Raw genomic sequence first — 21,487 nt, forward strand, 5'->3', positions numbered from 1 at the left:
AGCTCTTTATTGAAATCCCCGGCGGCCTTGCAAGCCGCCGGTGTGGATGAAGATCAAGCGTGTACCCTGTTCAAAACGCCCTGCCGCGACTTGCTGCTTGAGCATCAGCAACGCCTTGCCGGTGTACAGCGGCTCCAAAGGTACACCGCTGGCGTGTTCCGTTTGGTCGATGAAGTCGAGCAGCGACTGATCGACTTTGGCAAAGCCGCCACGGCTGGCGTCCAACAGTTCGAAGTTACGCTGCGGCACATCCGCTTCTTGCAGTATCGATTCGACCTGTTGCGCAACACCATGATCGTCGGGCACCGCCATCGCGCCATAGACCTTGCGTTCAACCGCCTCGGCCAGCACCAGGCCGGCCAGGGTGGTGCCGGTTCCGCACGCCAGCCACCAGCCGTCGAAGTCGTTCCATCCCAAACGATTCAATTGATCGTCGACCATTGCCTTCAACGCCATGCACCCTCGCGCGCCACGCAGACCGCCGCCCCCTTCCGGCACCGGATACACATCGGGGTATTGCGCCTGCCACGGTTGCCAGAAATCCGGCTCATGCCGCGCCCGGTAGCCGCCATAGCCCAACCAGTGCAATTGCATGCCGAATGCTTGCAGGTCCGTCACCGTCGGGGTGTCTTGTGGATGACCGCGCAGCAATCCCACGGTATTGAAGCCGAAGCGTTTACCGGCGGCGGCCAGCGCGTGCAAGTGATTGGAGTGAGCACCGCCCAGGCTGATGATGCCTTTGGCACCGGCGAGGTTGGCGGCGTTGAGGTGTTCGATCAGCTTGAACCATTTGTTGCCGCTGATGAGCGGGTCGATTTGGTCGAGGCGCAGGATCGCGACTTCGATGCCGCCGGCGGTGAGCCAGTCGATAGGGAGGGGGTCGAGAGGGGCTTGGGGGAGCCAGTCGTAGGGAGGAAGAAACATCGATGCCGGCTCTGGGTAAAGAGCTGGCATCTTAGCAGCCAGTCTGTGGCGAGGGGACTTGCCCCCGTTGGACTGCGCAGCAGTCCCTCTTTTGGGGCCGCTTCGCGACACAACGGGGGCAAGCCGCCTCACCACAGGGTTTGATTACAACTCGGCGGCCAACCGCGAACCCTGATTGATCGCACGCTTGGCATCGAGCTCTGCCGCCACGTCCGCACCACCAATCAAATGCACGTTCTGCCCGGCCGCGACCAACCCGTCCTGCAATTCACGCAGCGGATCCTGCCCGGCACAGATCACGATATTGTCCACTGGCAGCACTTGCGGCTCGCCGGTTTCGCCGATGCGAATGTGCAGGCCTTCATCGTCGATTTTCAGGTACTCGACGCTGTTGAGCATCTGCACCTGCTTGTTCTTGAGCCCCGTGCGGTGAATCCAGCCCGTGGTTTTGCCGAGGCCGTCGCCGACCTTGGATTTTTTGCGTTGCAACAGGAACACATCACGGGCCGGTGCATGCGGCTCAGCCTTGATACCCGCGACGCCTCCGCGCGCTTCAAGGTGAGTATCGATGCCCCACTCCTTCCAGAATGCTTCGCGGTCCTGACTGGTGGCGACGCCCTGGTGCACGAGAAATTCCGACACGTCGAAACCGATACCGCCCGCGCCGATCACAGCAACCCGCTTGCCCACCGGTTTGCGCTCCAGGATCACATCCAGATAGCTCAATACCTTGGCGTTTTCCACGCCGGGAATCGCCGGGGTCCGTGGCGCGATACCTGTGGCGAGAATGATCTCGTCGTAACCGCCTTCGACCAGTCGAGCCACGTCGACACGGGTGTTCAGACACACCTCGACGTTGGTGGTCTGCAATTTGCGGTTGAAATAGCGCAGGGTTTCGAAGAACTCTTCCTTGCCTGGTACGCGCTTGGCGATGTTGAACTGACCGCCGATTTCACTCGCCGAATCAAACAGCGTCACCTGATGCCCGCGCTCAGCGGCCACTGTCGCCGCGGAAAGCCCTGCAGGACCTGCGCCGACCACGGCGATTTTCTTGATCTGCTGCACCGGCAGGTAGTTGAGCTCGGTTTCATGGCAAGCGCGCGGGTTGACCAGGCAACTGGTCAACTTGCCGCCGAAGGTATGGTCCAGGCACGCCTGGTTGCAACCGATGCAGGTGTTGATTTCATCGGCGCGCCCTTCAGCGGCCTTGTTGACGAAGTCCGGGTCGGCGAGGAACGGCCGCGCCATCGAAACCATGTCGGCATCGCCCTCAGCCAGAATCTGTTCGGCCACTTCCGGGGTGTTGATGCGGTTGGTGGTGATCAACGGAATGCTCACCGAGCCACGCAGTTTGGCGGTGACTTTGCTGAACGCCGCGCGTGGCACTTTGGTGGCGATGGTGGGGATCCGCGCTTCGTGCCAGCCGATACCGGTGTTGATGATCGTTGCACCAGCCTGTTCGATGGCCTTGGCCAGGGTGACGATTTCTTCCCAGCTGCTGCCGCCTTCCACGAGGTCGAGCATCGACAGGCGGAAGATGATGATGAAGTTCGGACCCACCGCTTCACGCACGCGACGGACGATTTCTACCGGCAGGCGCATACGGTTTTCGTAGCTGCCGCCCCAACGGTCGGTGCGGTGGTTGGTGTGGGCGGCGAGGAACTGGTTAATGAAATAACCTTCCGAGCCCATGATCTCGACGCCGTCGTATTCGGCGGTTTGCGCCAGAACCGAACAGGTGACGAAATCGCTGATCTGCTTCTCGATGCCTTCCTCGTCCAGCTCTTTGGGCTTGAACGGGTTGATCGGCGCCTGAATGGCGCTCGGTGCGACCTGTTTCGGGCTGTAGGCATAACGCCCGGCGTGGAGGATCTGCATGCAGATCTTGCCGCCCGCCTCGTGCACGGCGCGCGTCACGATCTGGTGCTTGAGCGCTTCTTCCTCGGTGGTCAGCTTGGCTGCACCGGAATACACCCCGCCCTCATCGTTAGGGCCGATGCCGCCGGTGACCATCAGGCCAACACCACCGCGCGCGCGTTCGGCAAAGTACGCCGCCATGCGTTCGAAACCGCCGGGTTTCTCCTCAAGACCGGTGTGCATCGACCCCATCAGGGTGCGGTTGCGCAACGTGGTAAAACCCAGGTCCAGCGGGGCCAACAGGTGCGGGTAGTGAGCGGCGGCCATTTGTAACTCCACATCGAGCGATCACGGAAAAAATGCAGGAGTTCTTCGGCTCCCGTCAGTCATGGTGGACAGACTAAGAGTCGCATCGCTGTCACTCAATGACCGAAACTGACAAGTTAATGATCAAAATGCGCAACGCCCCTTGGCAAGCGACATCAGGCGCCCTACCCTAGCCGCAAACCCTGCACACGGCCGTTGACTGCTTCCCCATGCGCAAACTTCTGTACCTGACCTTTTCCATGGCGATCATTGCCGCCCTTACCACCTACGCGATGTGGGCTGCGGATCGTCCGGTGGGCCATTACCTGTCGGACCTGCGCATCAACCTGGCCATCGATCAAGGCACACCCGCTGATCGCGGCAACCTGCTGGGCATCCAGCCCGAACTCTTCCCCACCGACTATCAAAGCCCCGAGCGCCTGCATCGCAAACTCGCAGCCTATTTGCAGAAGGCTCAGGATCAGGGCCTGCTGAACGACAAGACCATCGTCGTGCTGCCCGAACATGTCGGCACCTGGCTGATGGTCAGCGGCGAAAAAGATGAGTTGTACCAGGCCACGACGATTCAGGAAGCGATGAACTGGCTGGCAGCGAGCAATCCGTTGCAGTTCGTTCGTGCGCTAATCAGCGCCAAGGGCGACAGCCGGATCGACGATGCCCATTTGCGGATGAAGGCCAAAGGCATGGCCAAGAATTATCAGGCCCTGTTCGGCGGATTGGCAAAGGAGTTTCACGTGACGCTGGTGGCGGGCACCATTGTGTTGCCGGAGCCCAGCGTCATCGACGGCACGTTGAAAATCGGCCGCGGTGAGCTGTACAACAGCAGCGTGATCTTTGACCGCGATGGCCTGCCGATTGGCCAGCCTCAACGCCAGATGCATCCAGTGTTCGAGCAGCCTGAGGGCATCAGGGCCAATGAACAACAAGCTCTCACCGTCGTCGATACGCCTGCCGGACGCCTTGGCGTGTTGATCGGCAGCGACAGTTGGTACCCGGACAATTACCGCAAACTCGACGATCAGGGCGTGCAACTGATAGCCGTTCCGGCGTACGTCATCGGACGTGACACGTGGGATAAACCGTGGCGCGGTTACCGTGGACTACCGACACCCGCCGATGTCAGCCTCAAACCCGGCGAGCTGAGCGAAGGACAGGCCTGGCATCGCCTGACCCTGACTGCCCAACCGCCCGCCAGCCAGGCCATTGCCGGCATGAGCGTGTTCCTGCGCGGGCAGTTCTGGGACAAGGGCAGCGCCGGGCACAGTTTTCTCAGCAACAACGGTCAACAGTTCGCCGAGGGCAATGCCCGTGGTGCGCGGTTGCTAAACCTCTGGTTGTGATCCATGAAACCGCTACCGATGCGCCTCGGAGATTTATCGGTGGGTTTCGTCCATAGCCTGGCCGATGCGGTACACAGCCACGGTGCTGACCCGCAACCGTTGCTCGATCAATACGGGCTGGATGCAGCCCGATTGGCGGAGCCCGGCGCGCGGCTGTCGATCCCGCGCTATATGCGTTTGGGCCATGGCGCGATACAACTGACGGACGACCCCGCGTTGGGTTTGCGCATGGGCCGACTCAGTCGCTTGAGCCAGGCCGGTCTGGCCGGTGTCACGGCCGCTCAGGCGCCGACGGTTCGGGAAGCCGCGCGTTGCCTGATTCGTTTCGAAGCCTTGTACGGCTCCAACTATCGCGGTCAGTCAAGCTTTCATGAAGACGCTCAGGGTGCTTGGCTGCGTTTCTATTCCATCAGCCCCTACAACGCCTACAACCGCTTTGTGGTGGACTCGATCATCGCCGGCTGGTTGCACCAATTGTCCAGCATCAGCCCTGCCCCGCTAAGCGCTGAGCGCATCGAGATCGAGTTCGCCGCGCCGGATTACCGCGAGACCTATGCCTTACTGGGCGATTGCCCGATCCAGTTTGGCGCCGAGCATAATCAACTGCGCCTGAGCCTGGCCAGCCTCGCTCAACGCAACCCGGAACACTGTCCGAGCACTTGGCGGCATCTGTTGCAACTCTGTGAACGGGAACTGGAACAGCTGACACGCACCCGCAGCCTGCGTGAACGCATCACTCAGTTACTGGGGCCGTTGCTCAATGGTGGCCGAGAACCCGACCTGGAAGAAGTGGCGGCACGCCTGAAGCTGCCCACCTGGACCTTGCGCCGCAAACTGGCCGAAGAGGGCACGCAATTTCGCGCGATTCTCAACGACACCCGTCGCGACCTGGCCATGACCTACATCCGCGATACCGAACTGGCGTTCGGGGAAATCGCCTACCTGTTGGGTTTCGCTTCAGCCGAAGCTTTCCAACGGGCCTTCAAACGCTGGAATGGCCAGACACCCGGCGAGTTTCGCCGCAGTCATCGCCAATCCGCTTGACGCTTACAGCTCGGTAGCGTCTTCGGCGGGTTCCAACGGGTCCAGTTCAAACGCCTGGTACTCGAGCAGTTCTTCTTGATAATCGTCCATTTTTGAATCCCCCAACGCTCGTTTAAAAAATGCCTGAATAAATGACCAGCGCCTTGAGCATAAAGTGCCCCTGTGAAAGAAAAATGACGCAGGCGCACCGCTCAGCGGCTACTTAATAAAACGTAGCAGCCGGTCAGGAATTTATCACAGGATTTTTTCGATACAGGCTGTAGGACTAAGGCCTGGCTGACGCAGATCAACGTTAAGCGCCTACGGGATCGTTGCATCTGACCCGATCCCGTAGAGAAACGTTTACTGACCAGAGATAGGCATCTGCGGAATCGGCTCGCTTGGAGGCGGCAAACTCGACGGTGGTGGCGGCGTGACCGCTTCTGTGGCGGGTGCCGATTCGCTGTTTTGTGCCGGGGTAATCGGAGCGGTTTCAGCCGGCGGTGCAACCGGTTCAGAATCCGTTGGGGCCGGTGCAGGCTCAGCAACCGGTGCTGGCGCTGGCGCTGGCGTCGGTTCCGCAGGCGTCGGTGCCAACGCCGCAGGCGCCGCTTTGGCTTCAGGCACGCCCAGGTCGGTTTTCGGCTTCTCGACGATATGTGCGGCTTTCTTGGCTTCCGGTGGCAGGAATAATTCGACCAAGGTGAAAAAACGCTCGTAGAACTTGGCCGACGAAACGGTTTCGCTGGCGACCTTGACCATCGAGTCGTCGGACGAGCCAATCGGCATCGACACCGAGCCCAACACACCGACACCCAGGCTGGCGGAGTTGTTGGTTTTCTTCAGCGCATAGCGGTCCTGCAAGGCGTTGGCAAACATGGTCGCATGGTGCCCTTCGCTGCCGTCATCGGCACAGACCACACTGAAGCTGATCTCCATGTGCGTGTCGCCGGTCTGCTGGAAACTCTTATGGCCGCTGATCAGCTTGGGGTCGCTGCTGGTAATGATGTAACCCTGGCTGAGCAAGGCACGGCGGGCGGCTTCGCAGGTCTGCGCATCGCTCACCGGGTAATTGCGCGAAAAGGTGCCGGAGTCGGAGAAGTTCTCATGCTCATAGATCGCGGCTTTCTTGGAGGAGCAGCCGGCAGCAGCAGCGAGCACCAGTGCCAAGCCGACGAGACGCATGGGAATTGATTTAAACATTGAACATCCTGAGGAAAACGGTCCGGGGCGTATTGTGCTACAGATCGATGCTTAGCGGAGTATCGATTAGTGTCTTAAAACAGATACACGTGTAAAGACTCCCAATGACCGGAAAAGGTCGCCCCACTCTTGCCTCCGGCGACGGATAACCGTTTCAGTTGCCCTCCACCCATAAAAAACCCCAGCCTTTCGGCCAGGGTCTTTGTATAGCGAGAGCTCAATCCGGCATCAATAACGCTTGATGTCTGCTTCGCTTTCCAGCTGCTTACGGTAAGCCGCGAAGTCTTGCTGGCCAATGCGCGAGGCGAGGAAGCGGCGGTATTGAGCCTTCTCTTCTTCGGTCGGCGCGGCCGCTTCGTTCACGTTGTTCAGACGCACGATCACCAGGCTACCATCGGCCAGGGTCACGTTGCTGAAGGTCGGCTTGTCCTTGGCGGCAGGCTTGGGCATCCGGAACAGCGCCTGCAACACAGTTGGGTCAACCCCTTCCTGAGCGCGGGTAGCCGCTTCGGTCACTTTCCAGCTCTGGCCGTCGATCGCCTTATCCAGCGGGGTCTTGCCGTCGCGCAGGCTGACAATCAGCTGCTCAGCCTTGGTCTTGGCAGCTGAGCTGGCGTGCTCCTTGGCCAATTGCGTGCGGATGGCCGTGTTAACGGCTTCCAGCGGCAGCTGTGCTGGTTTCAGGTGTTCCTTGGCGCGCAACACAATCACGGTTTCCGGATCGAGTTCGATGGCGGTGCTGTTGGCACCTTCATCCAGCACTTCAGGACTGAACGCTGCGGTTACTACTGCACGATTGGCCGCAATGCCCTCACCGCCTTCACGACCAAATGGCTTGGAAGTGTGGATGGTCAGCTTCAGGTCTTGCGCCGGCTGGGCCAAGTCGGACGCTTCGAACGAGGCGTCTTCCAGTTGCTTGGTTGCCTCGACGAAACGCTGCTCGACTTGCTGGGTTTTCAGCTCGCGGGTCAGCTTGTCTTTCAGGCTGGCAAACGTCGGCACTTCAGGTGCTTCCACACCCAACAGTTTGATCAAGTGGAAACCGAAGTCGGTACGAACCGGTTCCGAGACTTGATCCTTGGTCAGCGAATACAGGGCTTTTTCAAAGGCCGGGTCGTAGACGCCAGGACCTGCGTAACCGAGGTCACCACCATTGTTGGCCGAACCCGGGTCCTGGGAGAACTCTTTGGCCAGGGCCTCGAATTTCTCGCCTTTGGCCAGGCGTGCCTGCACGTCTTCGATCTTGGCCTTGGCTTGCGCCTCGGTCACTTTGTCGTTCACTTCGATCAGAATGTGCGCAGCCCGACGTTGTTCGGACAGGTTCGCGGTTTCTTTCTGATACGCCGCTTGCAGGTCTTCGTCCTTGACGGCGACCTGATCAAAGAAGGAAGCCTTCTTCAATTCCAGGTAGTCGATGACCACCTGATCCGGCGTCATGAACTCCTTGGCGTGTTCGTCGTAGTAGGCTTTGACTTCTTCGTCGGTCAGCTTCACAGCCGCCGGGTCAGCCTTGACGTTCAGCGAAGCGAAATCGCGGGTCTGTTTTTCCAGACGAGCGAAGGCCAACACCTGAGCGTCAGTGACGAAACCGCTACCGGCCAGGCCAGCGCGCAGCTGACCGATCAGCATTTCCTGAGCCAGCATCTGGCGGAACTGCATACGGCTATAGCCGAGCTGACGGATCACCTGGTCGAAACGCTCCGGGCTGAACTTGCCGTCAACCTGGAATTCAGGCGTCTGCAGGATCACTTGGTCCAGGGCCGCTTCAGAGAAAGCGAACTTCGAGTTCTGTGCGCCTTGCAGCAGCAATTTGCGATCGATCAAGCCTTTGAGGGCTGACTCGCGCAGCATTTTTTCGTCGAGCAAGGAAGCATCGAAATCCTTGCCCAGCTGTTGCATGAGCTGACGGCGTTGCATATCAACCGCCTGGCTCAGCTCGTTCTGGCTGATTTCTTCGCCATTGACCTTGGCCGCATCATTGCTGTGCGTAGTGGCCTTGAAAATGGCATCGAAACCGGTCAAAGCCATCAATGCAACGATGACCCCGATAATGGTCTTGGCAATCCAGCCTTGTGAATTGTCCCTGATATTCTGCAGCATGCGTCCCCCAGAAACGGTTGAACTTCAAAATTAGGCAACCGTGGAGCGTGGGTAGAATCCGGATAGAAGAAAGGCGCATCCGGGGATGCGCCTTCTCGTAACTGGCGGAGCGGACCGAGGGTTCGAACAAGCGACCCTCGGTGTCTCGGACCGGCAACTTGCCGACTGGACTACCGCTCCGCTGCCAGGTCAGGCATGACCCCGACCCGGATAGGCAAAAACCTGAATCGAACTTAGTTGACAGCTTCTTTCAGGGCTTTACCGGCTTTGAAACCTGGTTTTTTGGCTGCTGCGATTTCCAGCGTCTTACCGGTTTGTGGGTTACGACCAATGCGAGCTGGACGATCAGTGACGGAGAAAGTACCGAAACCAACCAGAACAACGGAGTCGCCAGCCTTGAGAGCGCCAGTGACGGATTCGATTACTGCATCCAGGGCTTTACCAGCGCTGGCTTTGGAGATGTCCGCAGATACGGCGATAGCATCAATCAGTTCCGACTTGTTCACTCTAAGTCCCCTTATATCTATTTGAGTATGATTCTAAGTTTTTTTGGTGAAAACAAAAACGAGTGCTGAATGGCCTACAGACACTTAAGAGCCGCTTTATAACAAGGGCTCTAAAAAGCTGTCAAGGAAGCCACCCAGCCAAATGCGTACTAATGCGTGCTAATTCTTTCCTTAGGGTCAGACTCGCGTTTTTCATCCTTTGCAACAATCTCTGGAGCCACATCAGGCAGGGGCTCCGGCGCGTATTGCAGCGCAATTTGCAGGACCTCGTCAATCCATTTAACCGGTTTAATCTGCAGATCTTGCTTGATATTGTCAGGAATTTCCTTCAAATCGCGAACGTTCTCTTCAGGAATGATCACTGTCTTGATCCCGCCACGGTGTGCAGCAAGCAGTTTTTCTTTCAAACCGCCAATCGCCAGCACTTGGCCACGCAGGGTAATTTCACCCGTCATCGCGACGTCTGCGCGCACCGGAATCCCGGTCAGTGCCGACACCAGGGCCGTGCACATGCCCACACCGGCGCTAGGGCCGTCCTTAGGGGTCGCCCCTTCCGGCATGTGAATATGCGTGTCGCGCTTCTCGTGAAAGTCCAAGGGGATTCCCAGGCTTTTCGCACGGCTGCGGACCACGGTCAGCGCTGCGGTGATCGATTCGACCATCACATCGCCCAGAGAACCGGTCTTGATCAACTGACCCTTGCCCGGTACGACCGCGGCTTCGATAGTCAGCAATTCGCCGCCCACTTGCGTCCACGCCAACCCGGTCACCTGACCGATCTGGTCCTGCGACTCAGCGAGGCCGTAGCGGAATTTACGCACGCCCAGGAAGTGTTCGAGCATCTCGGCAGTCACTTTTACCGAGAAGCGTTTTTCCATTGCATGTTCTTTGACCGCTTTGCGGCAGACCTTTGCAATCTGGCGCTCCAGCCCACGTACGCCGGCTTCACGGGTGTAGTAGCGGATGATGTCGCGGATCGCCTCGGCGTCGAATTCCAGCTCGCCTTTCTTCAGGCCATTGGCAGTGATCTGCTTCGGCGAGAGGTATTTCACGGCGATGTTGATTTTCTCGTCTTCGGTGTAGCCCGGCAGGCGAATCACTTCCATCCGGTCCAGCAATGCCGGCGGAATGTTCATGGAGTTCGAGGTGCACAGGAACATCACATCGGACAGGTCGTAGTCGACTTCCAGGTAGTGATCGTTGAAGTTGTGGTTCTGCTCGGGATCGAGCACTTCCAGCAACGCCGACGCCGGATCGCCACGCATGTCGCTGCCCATCTTGTCGATTTCATCGAGCAGGAACAGCGGGTTGCGAACGCCCACCTTTGTCATTTTTTGAATCAATCTTCCTGGCATCGAACCGATGTAAGTACGGCGATGACCACGGATTTCGGCTTCGTCACGCACGCCACCGAGGGCCATACGCACGAATTTGCGGTTAGTGGCGTGGGCAATCGACTCCGCCAGCGAGGTTTTACCTACGCCAGGAGGACCTACCAGGCACAACACCGGGCCACGAATTTTCTTCACGCGCTTTTGCACGGCGAGGTATTCGAGGATCCGCTCTTTGACTTCTTCCAGACCGTAGTGGTCTGCATCGAGAATGTCTTCAGCGCGCGCAAGATCCAGGCGCACTTTGCTCTGAGCCTTCCAAGGAACCTGAACCAGCCAGTCGATGTACGAACGCACCACGGTCGCTTCTGCAGACATTGGCGACATCTGTTTCAGCTTGTTCAGCTCACCCTGGGCTTTGGCCAAGGCATCTTTCGGCAGGCCGGCAGCATCGATGCGCTTTTTCAGCTCTTCGATTTCGTTGTGGCCTTCGTCGCTGTCGCCGAGCTCCTTCTGAATGGCCTTCATCTGCTCATTCAGGTAGTACTCGCGCTGGCTGCGCTCCATTTGTTTTTTGACGCGACCGCGAATGCGTTTTTCGACTTGCAGCAGATCGATCTCGGCATCCAGCAACGCCAGAACGTGCTCGACCCGGGCCGACAAATCGATGATTTCGAGGATTTCCTGCTTCTGTTCGATCTTCAGGGCCATGTGCGCGGCCATGGTGTCGACCAGACGGCCTGGCTCGTCGATACTGTTGAGCGACGACAGCACTTCAGCCGGGACTTTCTTGCCCAGCTGCACATATTGTTCGAACTGAGCCAGCAGGCTGCGCACGAATACTTCCGACTCACGCTCTGGCGCGTCGACTTCGTCGATCAACGAGACTTCGGCACGGCAGTGGCCGTCCACTTCGCTGAAGCGCTCCACGGCGCCCCGCTGCTCGCCTTCGACCAGAACCTTTACAGTGCCGTCAGGCAGCTTGAGCAGCTGCAGAACGGTCGCGATCGTACCTACGCGATAAAGTGCATCTTCACCGGGATCATCGTCAGCAGGGTTTCTCTGAGCCAGCAGAAGGATCTGCTTGTCGCCCGTCATCGCAGCCTCGAGGGCTTCGATGGATTTCTCGCGCCCCACGAACAGCGGGATAACCATGTGCGGATAAACCACAACATCACGCAATGGCAGGAGAGGCAATTCGATGGTTGTCTTCATGATTTCGCCTCTACGGCGGCCATAAGGCCGGAAACAGATGGAAGTAAGCTTGAAACCAAGATGGGGGCTGCCTTCAAAAAAAACAAGCGCAAAGACAGTGATAAAACGCAGTAAAAGCAAAGGGGCCCGAAGGCCCCTTCTTTGTACCAGCTGTGTGACGCTTAAGCGTCTGGCACGGCCTTGGCAGCAGGCTCACTGTTTTCGTAGATATACAGCGGCTTGGACTTGCCCTCTATAACGCTTTCGTCGATCACTACTTTACTCACCTCGGACTGCGAGGGGATTTCATACATAGTGTCGAGCAATACACCCTCGAGAATCGAACGCAGTCCACGGGCACCGGTCTTGCGTTCCAGGGCACGTTTGGCGACCGATTTCAGTGCGTCGGCCCGGAATTCCAGGTCCACGCCTTCCATCTCGAACAACTTGGCATATTGCTTGGTCAGAGCATTTTTCGGCTCGGTGAGAATCTGCATCAGCGCAGCCTCATCAAGCTCGTCCAGCGTCGCAAGTACCGGCAGACGACCGACGAATTCCGGGATCAGACCGAACTTGACCAGATCGTCAGGCTCGACTTCACGCAGGGACTCACCGACTTTCTTGCCTTCTTCCTTGCTGCGCACTTCTGCGTTGAAACCGATGCCGCCCTTGGTGGAACGGTTTTGAATAACCTTTTCCAGACCAGAGAACGCACCACCGCAGATGAACAGGATGTTACGGGTGTCGACCTGAAGGAATTCCTGCTGCGGATGCTTTCGACCACCTTGAGGCGGAACGGAAGCGACCGTGCCTTCGATCAACTTGAGCAGGGCCTGCTGCACGCCTTCACCGGAAACATCCCGAGTGATCGACGGGTTGTCAGACTTGCGCGAAATCTTGTCGATTTCGTCGATGTAGACAATGCCCATCTGGGCTTTTTCCACGTCGTAATCGCACTTCTGCAGCAGCTTCTGAATGATGTTCTCGACATCTTCACCCACATAACCCGCCTCAGTGAGGGTGGTTGCGTCGGCAATGGTGAACGGAACGTTCAGCAAACGAGCCAGTGTTTCGGCAAGCAGGGTTTTACCCGAGCCTGTCGGGCCGATCAGCAAGATGTTGCTCTTGCCGAGTTCGACGTCGTCATTTTTCTTGTCACGCTGATTCAGGCGTTTGTAGTGGTTGTACACCGCTACGGCCAGAACCTTTTTCGCACGCTCCTGACCAATCACGTACTGATCAAGGATGCCGCTGATTTCTTTAGGCGAAGGCAATTTATGCGCGCTGCTTTCGGCCTGGGCTTCCTGCACCTCCTCTCGGATGATGTCATTGCACAGGTCGACGCACTCGTCGCAGATAAAGACCGAGGGGCCGGCAATCAACTTGCGTACTTCATGCTGGCTTTTGCCACAGAAGGAGCAATAGAGCAGCTTGCCGTTGTCCTCGCCGTTGCGGGTGTCAGTCATTCGTTCGATCCAAATCCGATAGGCTTGCAACACAAGATGAAGGCTATTGCGGGCTTTTTCAAGCCCGCAGGTGATCGGACCCGCCGACCAACCTTATTTTGAGCTGCTTATTTTAAGCGGGGCGCTGGCTGATCACTTCATCGATCAAGCCGTAATCACGCGCCGCTTCTGCACTCATGAAATTATCGCGGTTGGTGTCGCGCTCGATTTCTTCAAGAGTGCGCCCGCTATGCTTGGCCATCAGCGTGTTCAGACGCTCACGAATGAAGAGGATTTCCTTGGCATGGATTTCAATATCCGAAGCCTGGCCCTGGAAACCGCCCAGAGGCTGGTGAATCATCACACGCGAGTTTGGCAGGCAGTAACGCTTGCCCTGTGCACCGGCGGTCAACAGAAACGCACCCATGCTGCACGCTTGACCGATACAGGTGGTCGATACGTTTGGCTTGATGAACTGCATGGTGTCGTAGATCGACATACCCGCAGTCACCGAACCGCCCGGCGAGTTGATGTAGAGATGGATGTCCTTGTCCGGGTTTTCCGCTTCAAGGAACAGCAATTGCGCACAGATCAGGTTGGCCATGTAGTCCTCTACCGGACCAACCAGAAAGATCACTCGCTCCTTCAGAAGTCGCGAGTAGATGTCATAGGCGCGCTCGCCACGAGCTGACTGCTCGACAACCATCGGGACCAGGCCGCCTGCGGCCTGGATATCAGAGTTCTGCTGAATATACGAATTACGGAACATGCTCTGCAGTCACTCCCAAATAGTTATGTCTTGAATACGCATAAGCCAGCACGAAGGCTGGCTTATGGTGTGTGCTTCTTACCGCAAAAACGATCAGTCGGCTTGTGGAGCTTCTACCGGCTTGACTGCTTCTTCGTAAGAGACCGATTTGTCGGTCACGCTAGCTTTCTGCAGAACAGTATCCACAACTTGTTCTTCCAGCACAACCGAACGGACTTCGTTCAGTTGCTGGTCGTTCTTGTAGTACCAAGACACAACCTGCTCAGGCTCTTGGTAAGCCGAGGCCATTTCCTGAATCATTTCGCGAACGCGGGTTTCGTCAGGCTTGAGGTCGAATTGCTTGACCACTTCAGCCACGATCAGACCCAGCACAACGCGACGCTTGGCTTGTTCTTCGAACAGCTCGGCCGGCAGTTGGTCAGGCTTGATGTTGCCGCCGAACTGCTGGACAGCCTGCACGCGCAGACGGTCAACTTCGTTGGACAACAGAGCCTTAGGCACTTCGATCGGGTTGGTGGCCAGCAGGCCGTCCATGACCTGATTCTTGACCTTGGATTTGATCGCCTGACGCAGTTCGCGCTCCATGTTCTTGCGAACTTCGGTGCGGAAGCCTTCCAGGCCAGTTTCCTTGATGCCGAATTGAGCGAAGAATTCTTCGTTCAGCTCTGGCAGTTTTGGCTCGGAAACAGTGTTCACGGTGACAGTGAACTCGGCAGTTTTGCCAGCCAGATCCAGGTTCTGGTAGTCAGCCGGGAAAGTCAGGTTCAGAACACGCTCTTCGCCGGCTTTAGCGCCAACCAGACCGTCTTCGAAGCCGGGGATCATGCGACCGGAGCCCAGCACCAGCTGAGTGCCTTTGGCGGAGCCGCCAGCGAACACTTCACCGTCAACCTTGCCAACGAAATCGATGTTCAGCTGGTCTTCGTTCTGAGCAGCGCGATCGGCCACTTCGAAACGAGTGTTCTGCTTGCGCAGGATGTCCAGCATTTTGTCCAGATCGGCATCAGCCACATCAGCGCTCAGGCGCTCTACGGTGATACCGTCAAAGCCGGCAACGGTGAACTCAGGGAACACTTCGAAAATAGCGACGTATTCAAGGTCCTTGCCCGCTTCAATCGACTTAGGCTCGATCGAAGGTGCGCCAGCCGGGTTCAGCTTTTGCTCAACAACAGCTTCGTAGAAAGAAGACTGGATCACATCGCCCACGGCTTCTTGACGCGCATCAGCACCGAAACGGCGCTTGATTTCGCTCATTGGCACTTTGCCTGGACGGAAGCCAGCAATCTTGGCCTTTTGGGCAGTCTGCTGCAGACGCTTGTTGACCTGAGTCTCGATGCGCTCAGCCGGCACGGTGATGCTCATGCGGCGCTCAAGAGCAGAAGTATTTTCAACAGAAACTTGCATGGATATTCCTCGTTGCACAGACGTTAGCCGGCCGTTTCCGACCCCAGAATCAAGGGCATGCATTCTAGTGGGTCAAACTCAAGAAGTCACCCTACTGAAAACGGGTAAAAACGCAGCAGGCAGTTAATAGGCGGGGACAAACGGTTGTGCCTCGCCCTGTTTGCAAATACAGCCAGTCACGCCAGGGCTCTGCACCAATCCTTCTATATAGAAGGAATCGGCAATCCAGTCCCTGACAGTCGACCTCACAAGGAGACCGACGGGCGAATCGGCATCATCGAGCAACACAAATACGACAACCCGTTCCACCCTTTTCACCCCCGGAAACCGCGGCCGCAAAATTTTGACCTGAAAACAAAAACGGCGCAGCCCTCTTCAGGTGCCACGCCGCAATCTGCTAGTAGCTCAGCTGTTTGCTTGGATAGTCGGGAAGACCAGAAATCTCCCTCGCTGCGGACCAAAGCGCTATTAGGCTACAGAAACGCCAAAAAAATCAACAGCATAAGCCGATCGCCAGAAACCAAGCGCCCCTAAAAGCTACGCATTGTACACGTTATGACTTTACAAATCGCACGTTTGGACGCACTGCATTTTTGAGCCGCCCCCACGCGCGACAGAGACGAGATGTCCCCCTAAGCAAAGACAAAAGAGAACAACCGGCCTGTTTCCGGACAGTACTTCCGTCATCAAGTTAGGAGTTGCCATGCTCAAGTAGCAGGCAACACCAAGGCAAAACGGCGGAACATCACACCAGCAATACTGCCCGTAAACCACAGATACCCTACAAGCGAAACCACCCCCGCATGAGTGGACTTCCCCCTAAGGCGACGATACCATGCGCCCCGTCCAAAATTGACTGTAATCGGGCTGCGAAACGGGTCGGGCTTTACCACTCGCTCCCGCTTGGATGCAACACCCAGACCTTCATATCGGTAGTACAACCCTCTCCTTTTATTGCTGAGCGGCCCTCGATATATGCCTACCGAACTCATAAACCCTAGCCGGCCTCATCCCACATGATTTTTAGCTCATGGCAGTTCATTCTGATTTTTCTGCCGATTTCGTTTTTTGTATACTTTTGGCTAAATCATCGACGCCTGATTACTGCCGGAAAGGTCTGGTTGGTTGCGGCAAGCCTGTTCTTTTATGCGTATTGGGATATCCAGTATCTGCCCCTTATCCTGGGTTCCATATTTTTGAATTTCGCAATCGGTACCGGACTCGCCCAAGCGCATGAACAATCCCTCCGAGAGACTAAAAAGCCACACCACGGAGTAAACAGAAAAATAGTTCTGACGACCGGTATCGCCGCCAACTTACTGCTACTGGGCTACTTCAAATACACCGACTTTTTACTTAGTAATATTAATATTATCGCCGGCACAAATCTCCCACTCCCTCATATCCTGCTGCCACTGGCTATCAGCTTCTTCACCTTCACTCAAATTGTTTACCTGGTGGACAGCTACCGAGGCGAAACGGCCGAGTATGACCTGCTGAATTACTCGCTGTTTGTAACATTTTTCCCGCACCTGATTGCCGGCCCGATCGTTCATCACCGCCAGATAATGCCGCAGTTCTCATCACGCTGGACGCTGGCCCGCAGATACCCGAACATCCTTAGAGGCCTGTTTATTTTTTCGATCGGGCTTTTCAAGAAAGTAGTCATCGCCGATAATTTTGCGGTCTGGGCAACAGCAGGATTTGATGGCGGCCAGACGCTTGGCTTCTTTGCTGCCTGGGCTACAAGCCTTTCCTATACCTTCCAGCTTTATTTTGACTTCAGTGGCTATTGCGACATGGCCATTGGGGCATCCCTGCTGTTCAATGTCTGGCTACCGATAAACTTCAACTCACCCTACAAAGCCCTGAGCATCCAGGACTTCTGGCGGCGCTGGCATATCACGCTCAGCAACTTTCTCCGCGATTATCTTTATATTCCTTTGGGCGGAAATCGCTCTGGAGAATATCGAACTTATTTCAACCTCTTTGCCACATTCGTTCTGGGCGGCCTATGGCATGGCGCCACCTGGATGTTCGTGATCTGGGGAGCCATGCATGGCGCAGCCCTTGTAATCCATCGTTTCTGGGCGCGCTTGCGCCGCCCGATGACACCGGCACTGGCCTGGTTCGTCACCTTCATGTTCGTCAACATCACATGGGTCTTTTTCCGCGCCAAAACACTGGATGATGCGTGGCGAGTACTCAGCGGAATGGTCGACCTCCGCTCTGCTCTTGACCACACCAGCGCATCCGTTCCGACATCAGACCTGTCCTGGGGCGGATGGTTGTCAGACCTGGCATTACAGGTAACACCCGCAAGCCTTGTCGGCCAACTACCCACTTTCGCGGCAATCATCATCGCTTTTACGATCATCACCCAAAAGAACTCGATGGAAATGGCAACCGGGACGATCGGCCGATGGAAGGTGACCTACGGCGCCGCCCTGTTCTCAGTGGCGATGTGTTTTACGTTGGCGGCCACTAGCTCAGTCTTTCTTTACTTCAACTTTTGATGCCCTCTATGAAACGTAGCGTATTCGCTTTTTTACTATCGGCTGCCGTGGTACTGCTTGCAGTTCCAGCTATCAACATATTGATCGCACCGAATCGGGACGCCATTCACTTGCAGGAAAAGGCCTTCCTTTACAACATGGACTTCGCATCCCGCTGGACAGCGTCTGCGCTGTACCCATTCGGGATCAGCACAGATCCGAAGCAAGTGATTATCGGAAAGGATGGCTGGCTTTATCTAGGCGACCTTTATCAAGCGACCCTGTCCGATGACAGGCGTCCCGCGACTGAGAGCGATATCCAACTCGCCAAGGAAATCGGAGCTGCCACCGAAGCGTGGGACGCTTACCTTTCCAGCAAAGGAGTAAAGGCCTTCCGAATTTTGGTCGGACCGAACAAAGGCACGATTTACCCGGAACACATGCCGAACTGGGCCAAGCCCGCGCCCTCCAACCCCACTGACACTCTGTTCGCACAAACGAACGGAGAACATTTTGTTGATCTCAGGCCAGCATTACTAAGCGCCAAAGAGACGCAGGAAGAAGTTCTTTATTTCAAAACCGATACCCATTGGAATGCCCTGGGCGCCGGAGTCGCGTTCCGTGCTTTTTCCCAACAGATCGGAAAAAGCACACCCGAACTGAGATGGCCACCCGAGATGGCGTATGAGTTACTTAGAGTCGACCCAGGGATTGGCGGCGATCTGGCGAAATTTCTTCGACTCCAAGGAAGCTTTTCCGAACGCAATCCAATCTTGAACGGATCCATGCCAGCGGTAGAAACCACTCAAACCGATTTCGACACCAAACAGATACTCGCCAAAGGTGGCAATCCAGTGATTGCCTCGCCGATGACACCGTTGCTGGTCACTTCTGCAGGGGCACTTAACAATAAAAAGGTACTGTGGCTGAGAGATTCATATGGCAACGCCCTGTCACCGCTGATGGACGCGACGTTTAGCGAGGTACTCCAACTTCACTGGAGCGAGGCTATCAAGCCCGGCGGCCGCTTTGCCGAACTCGTTGAAAAATGGAAGCCGGATTATGTGTTCGTTACTGTTGTCGAACGCGCCGCGAGAACACCGTGGTTTGCCATTTACCCACCTCCGGCCTTCAATGCTGACAGCAGTGAATTCAAAGTCGCCAAAACGTCGACGCCAGTAGGCGTGCACGATCTGCTACAAGGTCCGTCCAAGAACGATTACCAAATCAACGGAACGGATGCCTTTGTTGATTTCGCCCTCTCAAATACGGCCACACAAGCAAACCCGCAGCACCTGAACATCGACCTGACCTGCTCTGACAACACAGCATCAATTCCGCTACAGCTATTTTGGCTTGAAGCTGGACAAGCCTCATACGATGAGGCACACAGCGCGAGATTCTCAGCCCCGTCAGGGCAACATCAGATTGATCTTCGCACGATACCAAAATGGAATACCGACGCGACTATTAACCGGGTTCGCATTGATATCGACGCACAAAACGTCTGCTCTCACTTCAAGCTGAACAACCCAAGCTTCGATCTGAAAGCCCCTGGCGCTCGATAGACAGCGCTACAGCACAAGCCCGCCCTTCTTCCCGAAGGGCGGCACAAGATTGAGCGCTGCCCCTGGATGCGACCAAGGCAACGACCATCCCCCGCCAAACAACCCCACTACAACTCCTCAGTCACCCTACGCCTCGCCAAACACTGAACGATACCGGCGGGGTGCAGTGACGCAAAAGCATGGACAAAAAAAAAGACGCAACCCCTTCGGGACCTGCGTCGCTTTTAAACCAAAAAAAAGCGCCAGACTGTTAAGTCTGGCGCCTTTCGAATATGGGGTGGACGAAGGGGATCGAACCCTCGACAACGGGAGTCACAATCCCGTGCTCTACCAACTGAGCTACGCCCACCATATTGCGTGACAAAGAAGTAATAAAACTCCCCTGCTGACCCCAACCAAGCCTATCGGCATGAGTGAAGCTTTATTTGGTGCGGATGAAGAGACTCGAACTCTTACGCCTCGCGGCGCTGGAACCTAAATCCAGTGTGTCTACCAATTCCACCACATCCGCGGTTGAAGCTGTTAAAGCAAAGGCGCCAGACTGTTAATCTGGCGCCTTTCGAAATATGGGGTGGACGAAGGGGATCGAACCCTCGACAACGGGAGTCACAATCCCGTGCTCTACCAACTGAGCTACGCCCACCATATTGCGCTACTTGTGCCAAAGCTGCCTAATGGCGCACCCGGCAGGACTCGAACCTGCGACCATCCGCTTAGAAGGCGGATGCTCTATCCAGCTGAGCTACGGGCGCCTTGTAATTTGTACTCTTGGAGGACTACAAACTAAGTGCTTTCCAGTCTTGCGAAACCTAAGTCCCGCTCGACCTTCTTAACCAGTGCTAGGCTGTGCCCGACAAGTGCGACGAATAGTATAGAGCCCCCTGAAGGTCGTCAAATCCTTTTTAAAAAAAATTCATTTAATTAAAGGAGTTAGGGGAATTTGCAGACCAAGCGCCTTTGCCCTCACCTCATGACATGCGAGAATGCGTTCTCTTTTTTTCCCCTCTCGATGGTTAATCACGCGCAATGACTGCACAACTAATCGACGGCAAATCGATCGCCGCCAGCCTGCGCCAGCAGATCGCCAAACGAGTTGCCGAGCGTCGCGAGCAAGGCTTGCGTACACCTGGCCTCGCCGTGATCCTGGTCGGCAGCGATCCCGCCTCTCAGGTTTATGTCTCGCACAAGCGTAAAGACTGTGAAGAGGTCGGCTTTATCTCCCAAGCCTATGACCTGCCTTCCGAAACCACTCAAGAAGCGCTGACCGACCTGATCGATCGTCTGAACGACGACCCGGCAATCGACGGCGTCCTGCTTCAGCTTCCGCTACCTGAACACCTGGACGCCTCCAAATTGCTGGAGCGCATTCGTCCGGACAAAGACGTCGACGGTTTCCATCCTTATAACGTCGGTCGCCTGGCCCAGCGTATTCCGCTGCTGCGCCCTTGCACCCCTAAAGGCATCATGACCCTGCTGGAAAGTACCGGTGTCGATCTTTACGGGCTGGATGCAGTGATTGTCGGGGCGTCCAACATTGTCGGCCGCCCGATGGCGATGGAGTTGTTGCTGGCCGGTTGCACTGTGACCGTCACCCACCGCTTCACCAAGGACCTGGCCGGCCACGTGGGCCGTGCCGATCTGGTGGTGGTGGCCGCTGGCAAACCTGGCCTGGTCAAGGGTGAGTGGATCAAGGAAGGCGCAATCGTGATCGACGTTGGGATCAACCGCCAGGAAGACGGCAAACTGGTCGGCGACGTGGTCTATGAAACCGCACTGCCCCGCGCTGGCTGGATCACTCCGGTCCCTGGCGGCGTCGGCCCGATGACCCGTGCCTGCCTGCTGGAAAACACACTGTACGCGGCGGAAACCCTGCACAGCTGAGTTTCAAAGCAGAAGTAAAACGACCCCGCCCACGGCGGGGTTCTTTTTGCCCGAAGAAAACGCCCTACCACCCGCCTGAAAATGACATTTTTTTCATGTTTCACAGGACTTTCGCCTGTT

At 56.4% G+C, this 21,487-nt stretch carries 14 protein-coding genes and 4 tRNA genes; 5 read left to right on the forward strand and 13 right to left on the reverse strand.

The features are described from left to right. Positions 1-6 precede the first annotated feature (6 nt). Together NL116_RS20395 and NL116_RS20400 are read right to left on the reverse strand one after the other, a co-directional pair. Positions 7-924 (reverse strand): 1-aminocyclopropane-1-carboxylate deaminase/D-cysteine desulfhydrase, encoded by a 918-nt coding sequence (locus NL116_RS20395; protein WP_494373767.1) that lies wholly within the window; start codon positions 922-924, stop codon positions 7-9. Positions 925-1,068: 144 nt separating this feature from the next. Next, positions 1,069-3,108 (reverse strand): oxidoreductase, encoded by a 2,040-nt coding sequence (locus NL116_RS20400; protein WP_494373768.1) that lies wholly within the window; start codon positions 3,106-3,108, stop codon positions 1,069-1,071. A 209-nt stretch (positions 3,109-3,317) separates the two neighbouring features. Between NL116_RS20400 and NL116_RS20405 the strand changes: the two genes are divergently transcribed. Both NL116_RS20405 and NL116_RS20410 read left to right on the forward strand, forming a co-directional pair. After that, positions 3,318-4,448, forward strand: a complete 1,131-nt coding sequence (locus NL116_RS20405; protein ID WP_494373769.1) for a carbon-nitrogen hydrolase family protein — start codon at positions 3,318-3,320, stop codon at positions 4,446-4,448. A gap of 3 nt (positions 4,449-4,451) precedes the next feature. Continuing rightward, positions 4,452-5,492: an AraC family transcriptional regulator gene (locus NL116_RS20410; protein WP_494373770.1), complete on the forward strand. Its 1,041-nt coding sequence runs from the start codon at positions 4,452-4,454 to the stop codon at positions 5,490-5,492. A gap of 342 nt (positions 5,493-5,834) precedes the next feature. Here the strand turns inward: NL116_RS20410 and NL116_RS20415 are convergent, their stop codons facing one another. From NL116_RS20415 to tig, 7 genes are all read right to left on the reverse strand, one after another. Beyond that, positions 5,835-6,674 carry a DUF2242 domain-containing protein gene (locus tag NL116_RS20415; RefSeq protein WP_494373771.1) on the reverse strand — a complete coding sequence of 280 codons (840 nt, stop codon included), beginning with the start codon at positions 6,672-6,674 and terminating at the stop codon, positions 5,835-5,837. A 228-nt stretch (positions 6,675-6,902) separates the two neighbouring features. Beyond that, positions 6,903-8,774: a SurA N-terminal domain-containing protein gene (locus tag NL116_RS20420; protein ID WP_494373772.1), complete on the reverse strand. Its 1,872-nt coding sequence runs from the start codon at positions 8,772-8,774 to the stop codon at positions 6,903-6,905. 233 nt (positions 8,775-9,007) lie between these two features. Further along, entirely contained in the window at positions 9,008-9,280 is a 273-nt protein-coding gene (locus NL116_RS20425) for an HU family DNA-binding protein (RefSeq protein WP_027926068.1), read from the reverse strand. A 149-nt stretch (positions 9,281-9,429) separates the two neighbouring features. Next, a complete protein-coding gene (gene lon / locus NL116_RS20430; protein WP_494373773.1) occupies positions 9,430-11,826 on the reverse strand; it encodes an endopeptidase La in 2,397 nt (798 codons plus the stop codon). Between the two features lie 161 nt (positions 11,827-11,987). Next, positions 11,988-13,271, reverse strand: a complete 1,284-nt coding sequence (gene clpX / locus NL116_RS20435; protein ID WP_150749057.1) for an ATP-dependent Clp protease ATP-binding subunit ClpX — start codon at positions 13,269-13,271, stop codon at positions 11,988-11,990. Between the two features lie 112 nt (positions 13,272-13,383). Continuing rightward, entirely contained in the window at positions 13,384-14,019 is a 636-nt protein-coding gene (gene clpP / locus NL116_RS20440; RefSeq protein WP_027926070.1) for an ATP-dependent Clp endopeptidase proteolytic subunit ClpP, read from the reverse strand. Between the two features lie 93 nt (positions 14,020-14,112). After that, complete coding sequence (tig, locus tag NL116_RS20445) at positions 14,113-15,423, reverse strand: trigger factor (RefSeq protein ID WP_494373774.1); 1,311 nt, start codon at positions 15,421-15,423, stop codon at positions 14,113-14,115. A gap of 1,016 nt (positions 15,424-16,439) precedes the next feature. Here tig and NL116_RS20450 point away from each other — a divergent pair. Beyond that, the gene (locus tag NL116_RS20450; RefSeq protein WP_494373775.1) at positions 16,440-17,939 is read left to right on the forward strand and encodes an MBOAT family O-acyltransferase; all 1,500 of its coding nucleotides are present in this window, start codon (positions 16,440-16,442) and stop codon (positions 17,937-17,939) included. A gap of 8 nt (positions 17,940-17,947) precedes the next feature. Continuing rightward, on the forward strand, positions 17,948-19,486 hold the full coding sequence (locus NL116_RS20455) for an alginate O-acetyltransferase AlgX-related protein (RefSeq protein ID WP_494373776.1): 1,539 nt from the start codon (positions 17,948-17,950) through the stop codon (positions 19,484-19,486). Between the two features lie 273 nt (positions 19,487-19,759). On the opposite strand, the gene NL116_RS20460 is transcribed toward NL116_RS20455, so the two are convergent. The 4 genes from NL116_RS20460 to NL116_RS20475 all read right to left on the reverse strand — a co-directional run bounded on the left by NL116_RS20460 (position 19,760) and on the right by NL116_RS20475 (position 20,238). Continuing rightward, positions 19,760-19,835, reverse strand: a tRNA-His gene (locus NL116_RS20460). 77 nt (positions 19,836-19,912) lie between these two features. Beyond that, a tRNA-Leu gene (locus NL116_RS20465) sits at positions 19,913-19,997 on the reverse strand. A 56-nt stretch (positions 19,998-20,053) separates the two neighbouring features. After that, a tRNA-His gene (locus NL116_RS20470) sits at positions 20,054-20,129 on the reverse strand. A 32-nt stretch (positions 20,130-20,161) separates the two neighbouring features. Continuing rightward, positions 20,162-20,238 (reverse strand) — tRNA-Arg (locus NL116_RS20475). Between the two features lie 274 nt (positions 20,239-20,512). On the opposite strand from NL116_RS20475, the gene folD reads away from it, so the two are divergent. After that, a complete protein-coding gene (folD, locus tag NL116_RS20480) occupies positions 20,513-21,367 on the forward strand; it encodes a bifunctional methylenetetrahydrofolate dehydrogenase/methenyltetrahydrofolate cyclohydrolase FolD (protein ID WP_494373777.1) in 855 nt (284 codons plus the stop codon). The last annotated feature ends 120 nt before the right edge of the window (positions 21,368-21,487 follow it).

Source organism: Pseudomonas sp. FBCC-B1667 (genome assembly GCF_059133255.1).

Excerpts from the sequence above, each read along its gene's own strand:
- folD (WP_494373777.1), top strand. The coding sequence starts at position 20,513 with ATGACTGCACAACTAATCGACGGCAAATCGATCGCCGCCAGCCTGCGC.
- clpX (WP_150749057.1), bottom strand. The coding sequence starts at position 13,271 with ATGACTGACACCCGCAACGGCGAGGACAACGGCAAGCTGCTCTATTGC.
- NL116_RS20455 (WP_494373776.1), top strand. The coding sequence starts at position 17,948 with ATGAAACGTAGCGTATTCGCTTTTTTACTATCGGCTGCCGTGGTACTG.
- NL116_RS20405 (WP_494373769.1), top strand. The coding sequence starts at position 3,318 with ATGCGCAAACTTCTGTACCTGACCTTTTCCATGGCGATCATTGCCGCC.
- NL116_RS20395 (WP_494373767.1), bottom strand. The coding sequence starts at position 924 with ATGTTTCTTCCTCCCTACGACTGGCTCCCCCAAGCCCCTCTCGACCCC.
- NL116_RS20420 (WP_494373772.1), bottom strand. The coding sequence starts at position 8,774 with ATGCTGCAGAATATCAGGGACAATTCACAAGGCTGGATTGCCAAGACC.
- NL116_RS20450 (WP_494373775.1), top strand. The coding sequence starts at position 16,440 with ATGATTTTTAGCTCATGGCAGTTCATTCTGATTTTTCTGCCGATTTCG.
- NL116_RS20400 (WP_494373768.1), bottom strand. The coding sequence starts at position 3,108 with ATGGCCGCCGCTCACTACCCGCACCTGTTGGCCCCGCTGGACCTGGGT.
- tig (WP_494373774.1), bottom strand. The coding sequence starts at position 15,423 with ATGCAAGTTTCTGTTGAAAATACTTCTGCTCTTGAGCGCCGCATGAGC.
- NL116_RS20410 (WP_494373770.1), top strand. The coding sequence starts at position 4,452 with ATGAAACCGCTACCGATGCGCCTCGGAGATTTATCGGTGGGTTTCGTC.
- NL116_RS20415 (WP_494373771.1), bottom strand. The coding sequence starts at position 6,674 with ATGTTTAAATCAATTCCCATGCGTCTCGTCGGCTTGGCACTGGTGCTC.
- lon (WP_494373773.1), bottom strand. The coding sequence starts at position 11,826 with ATGAAGACAACCATCGAATTGCCTCTCCTGCCATTGCGTGATGTTGTG.
- clpP (WP_027926070.1), bottom strand. The coding sequence starts at position 14,019 with ATGTTCCGTAATTCGTATATTCAGCAGAACTCTGATATCCAGGCCGCA.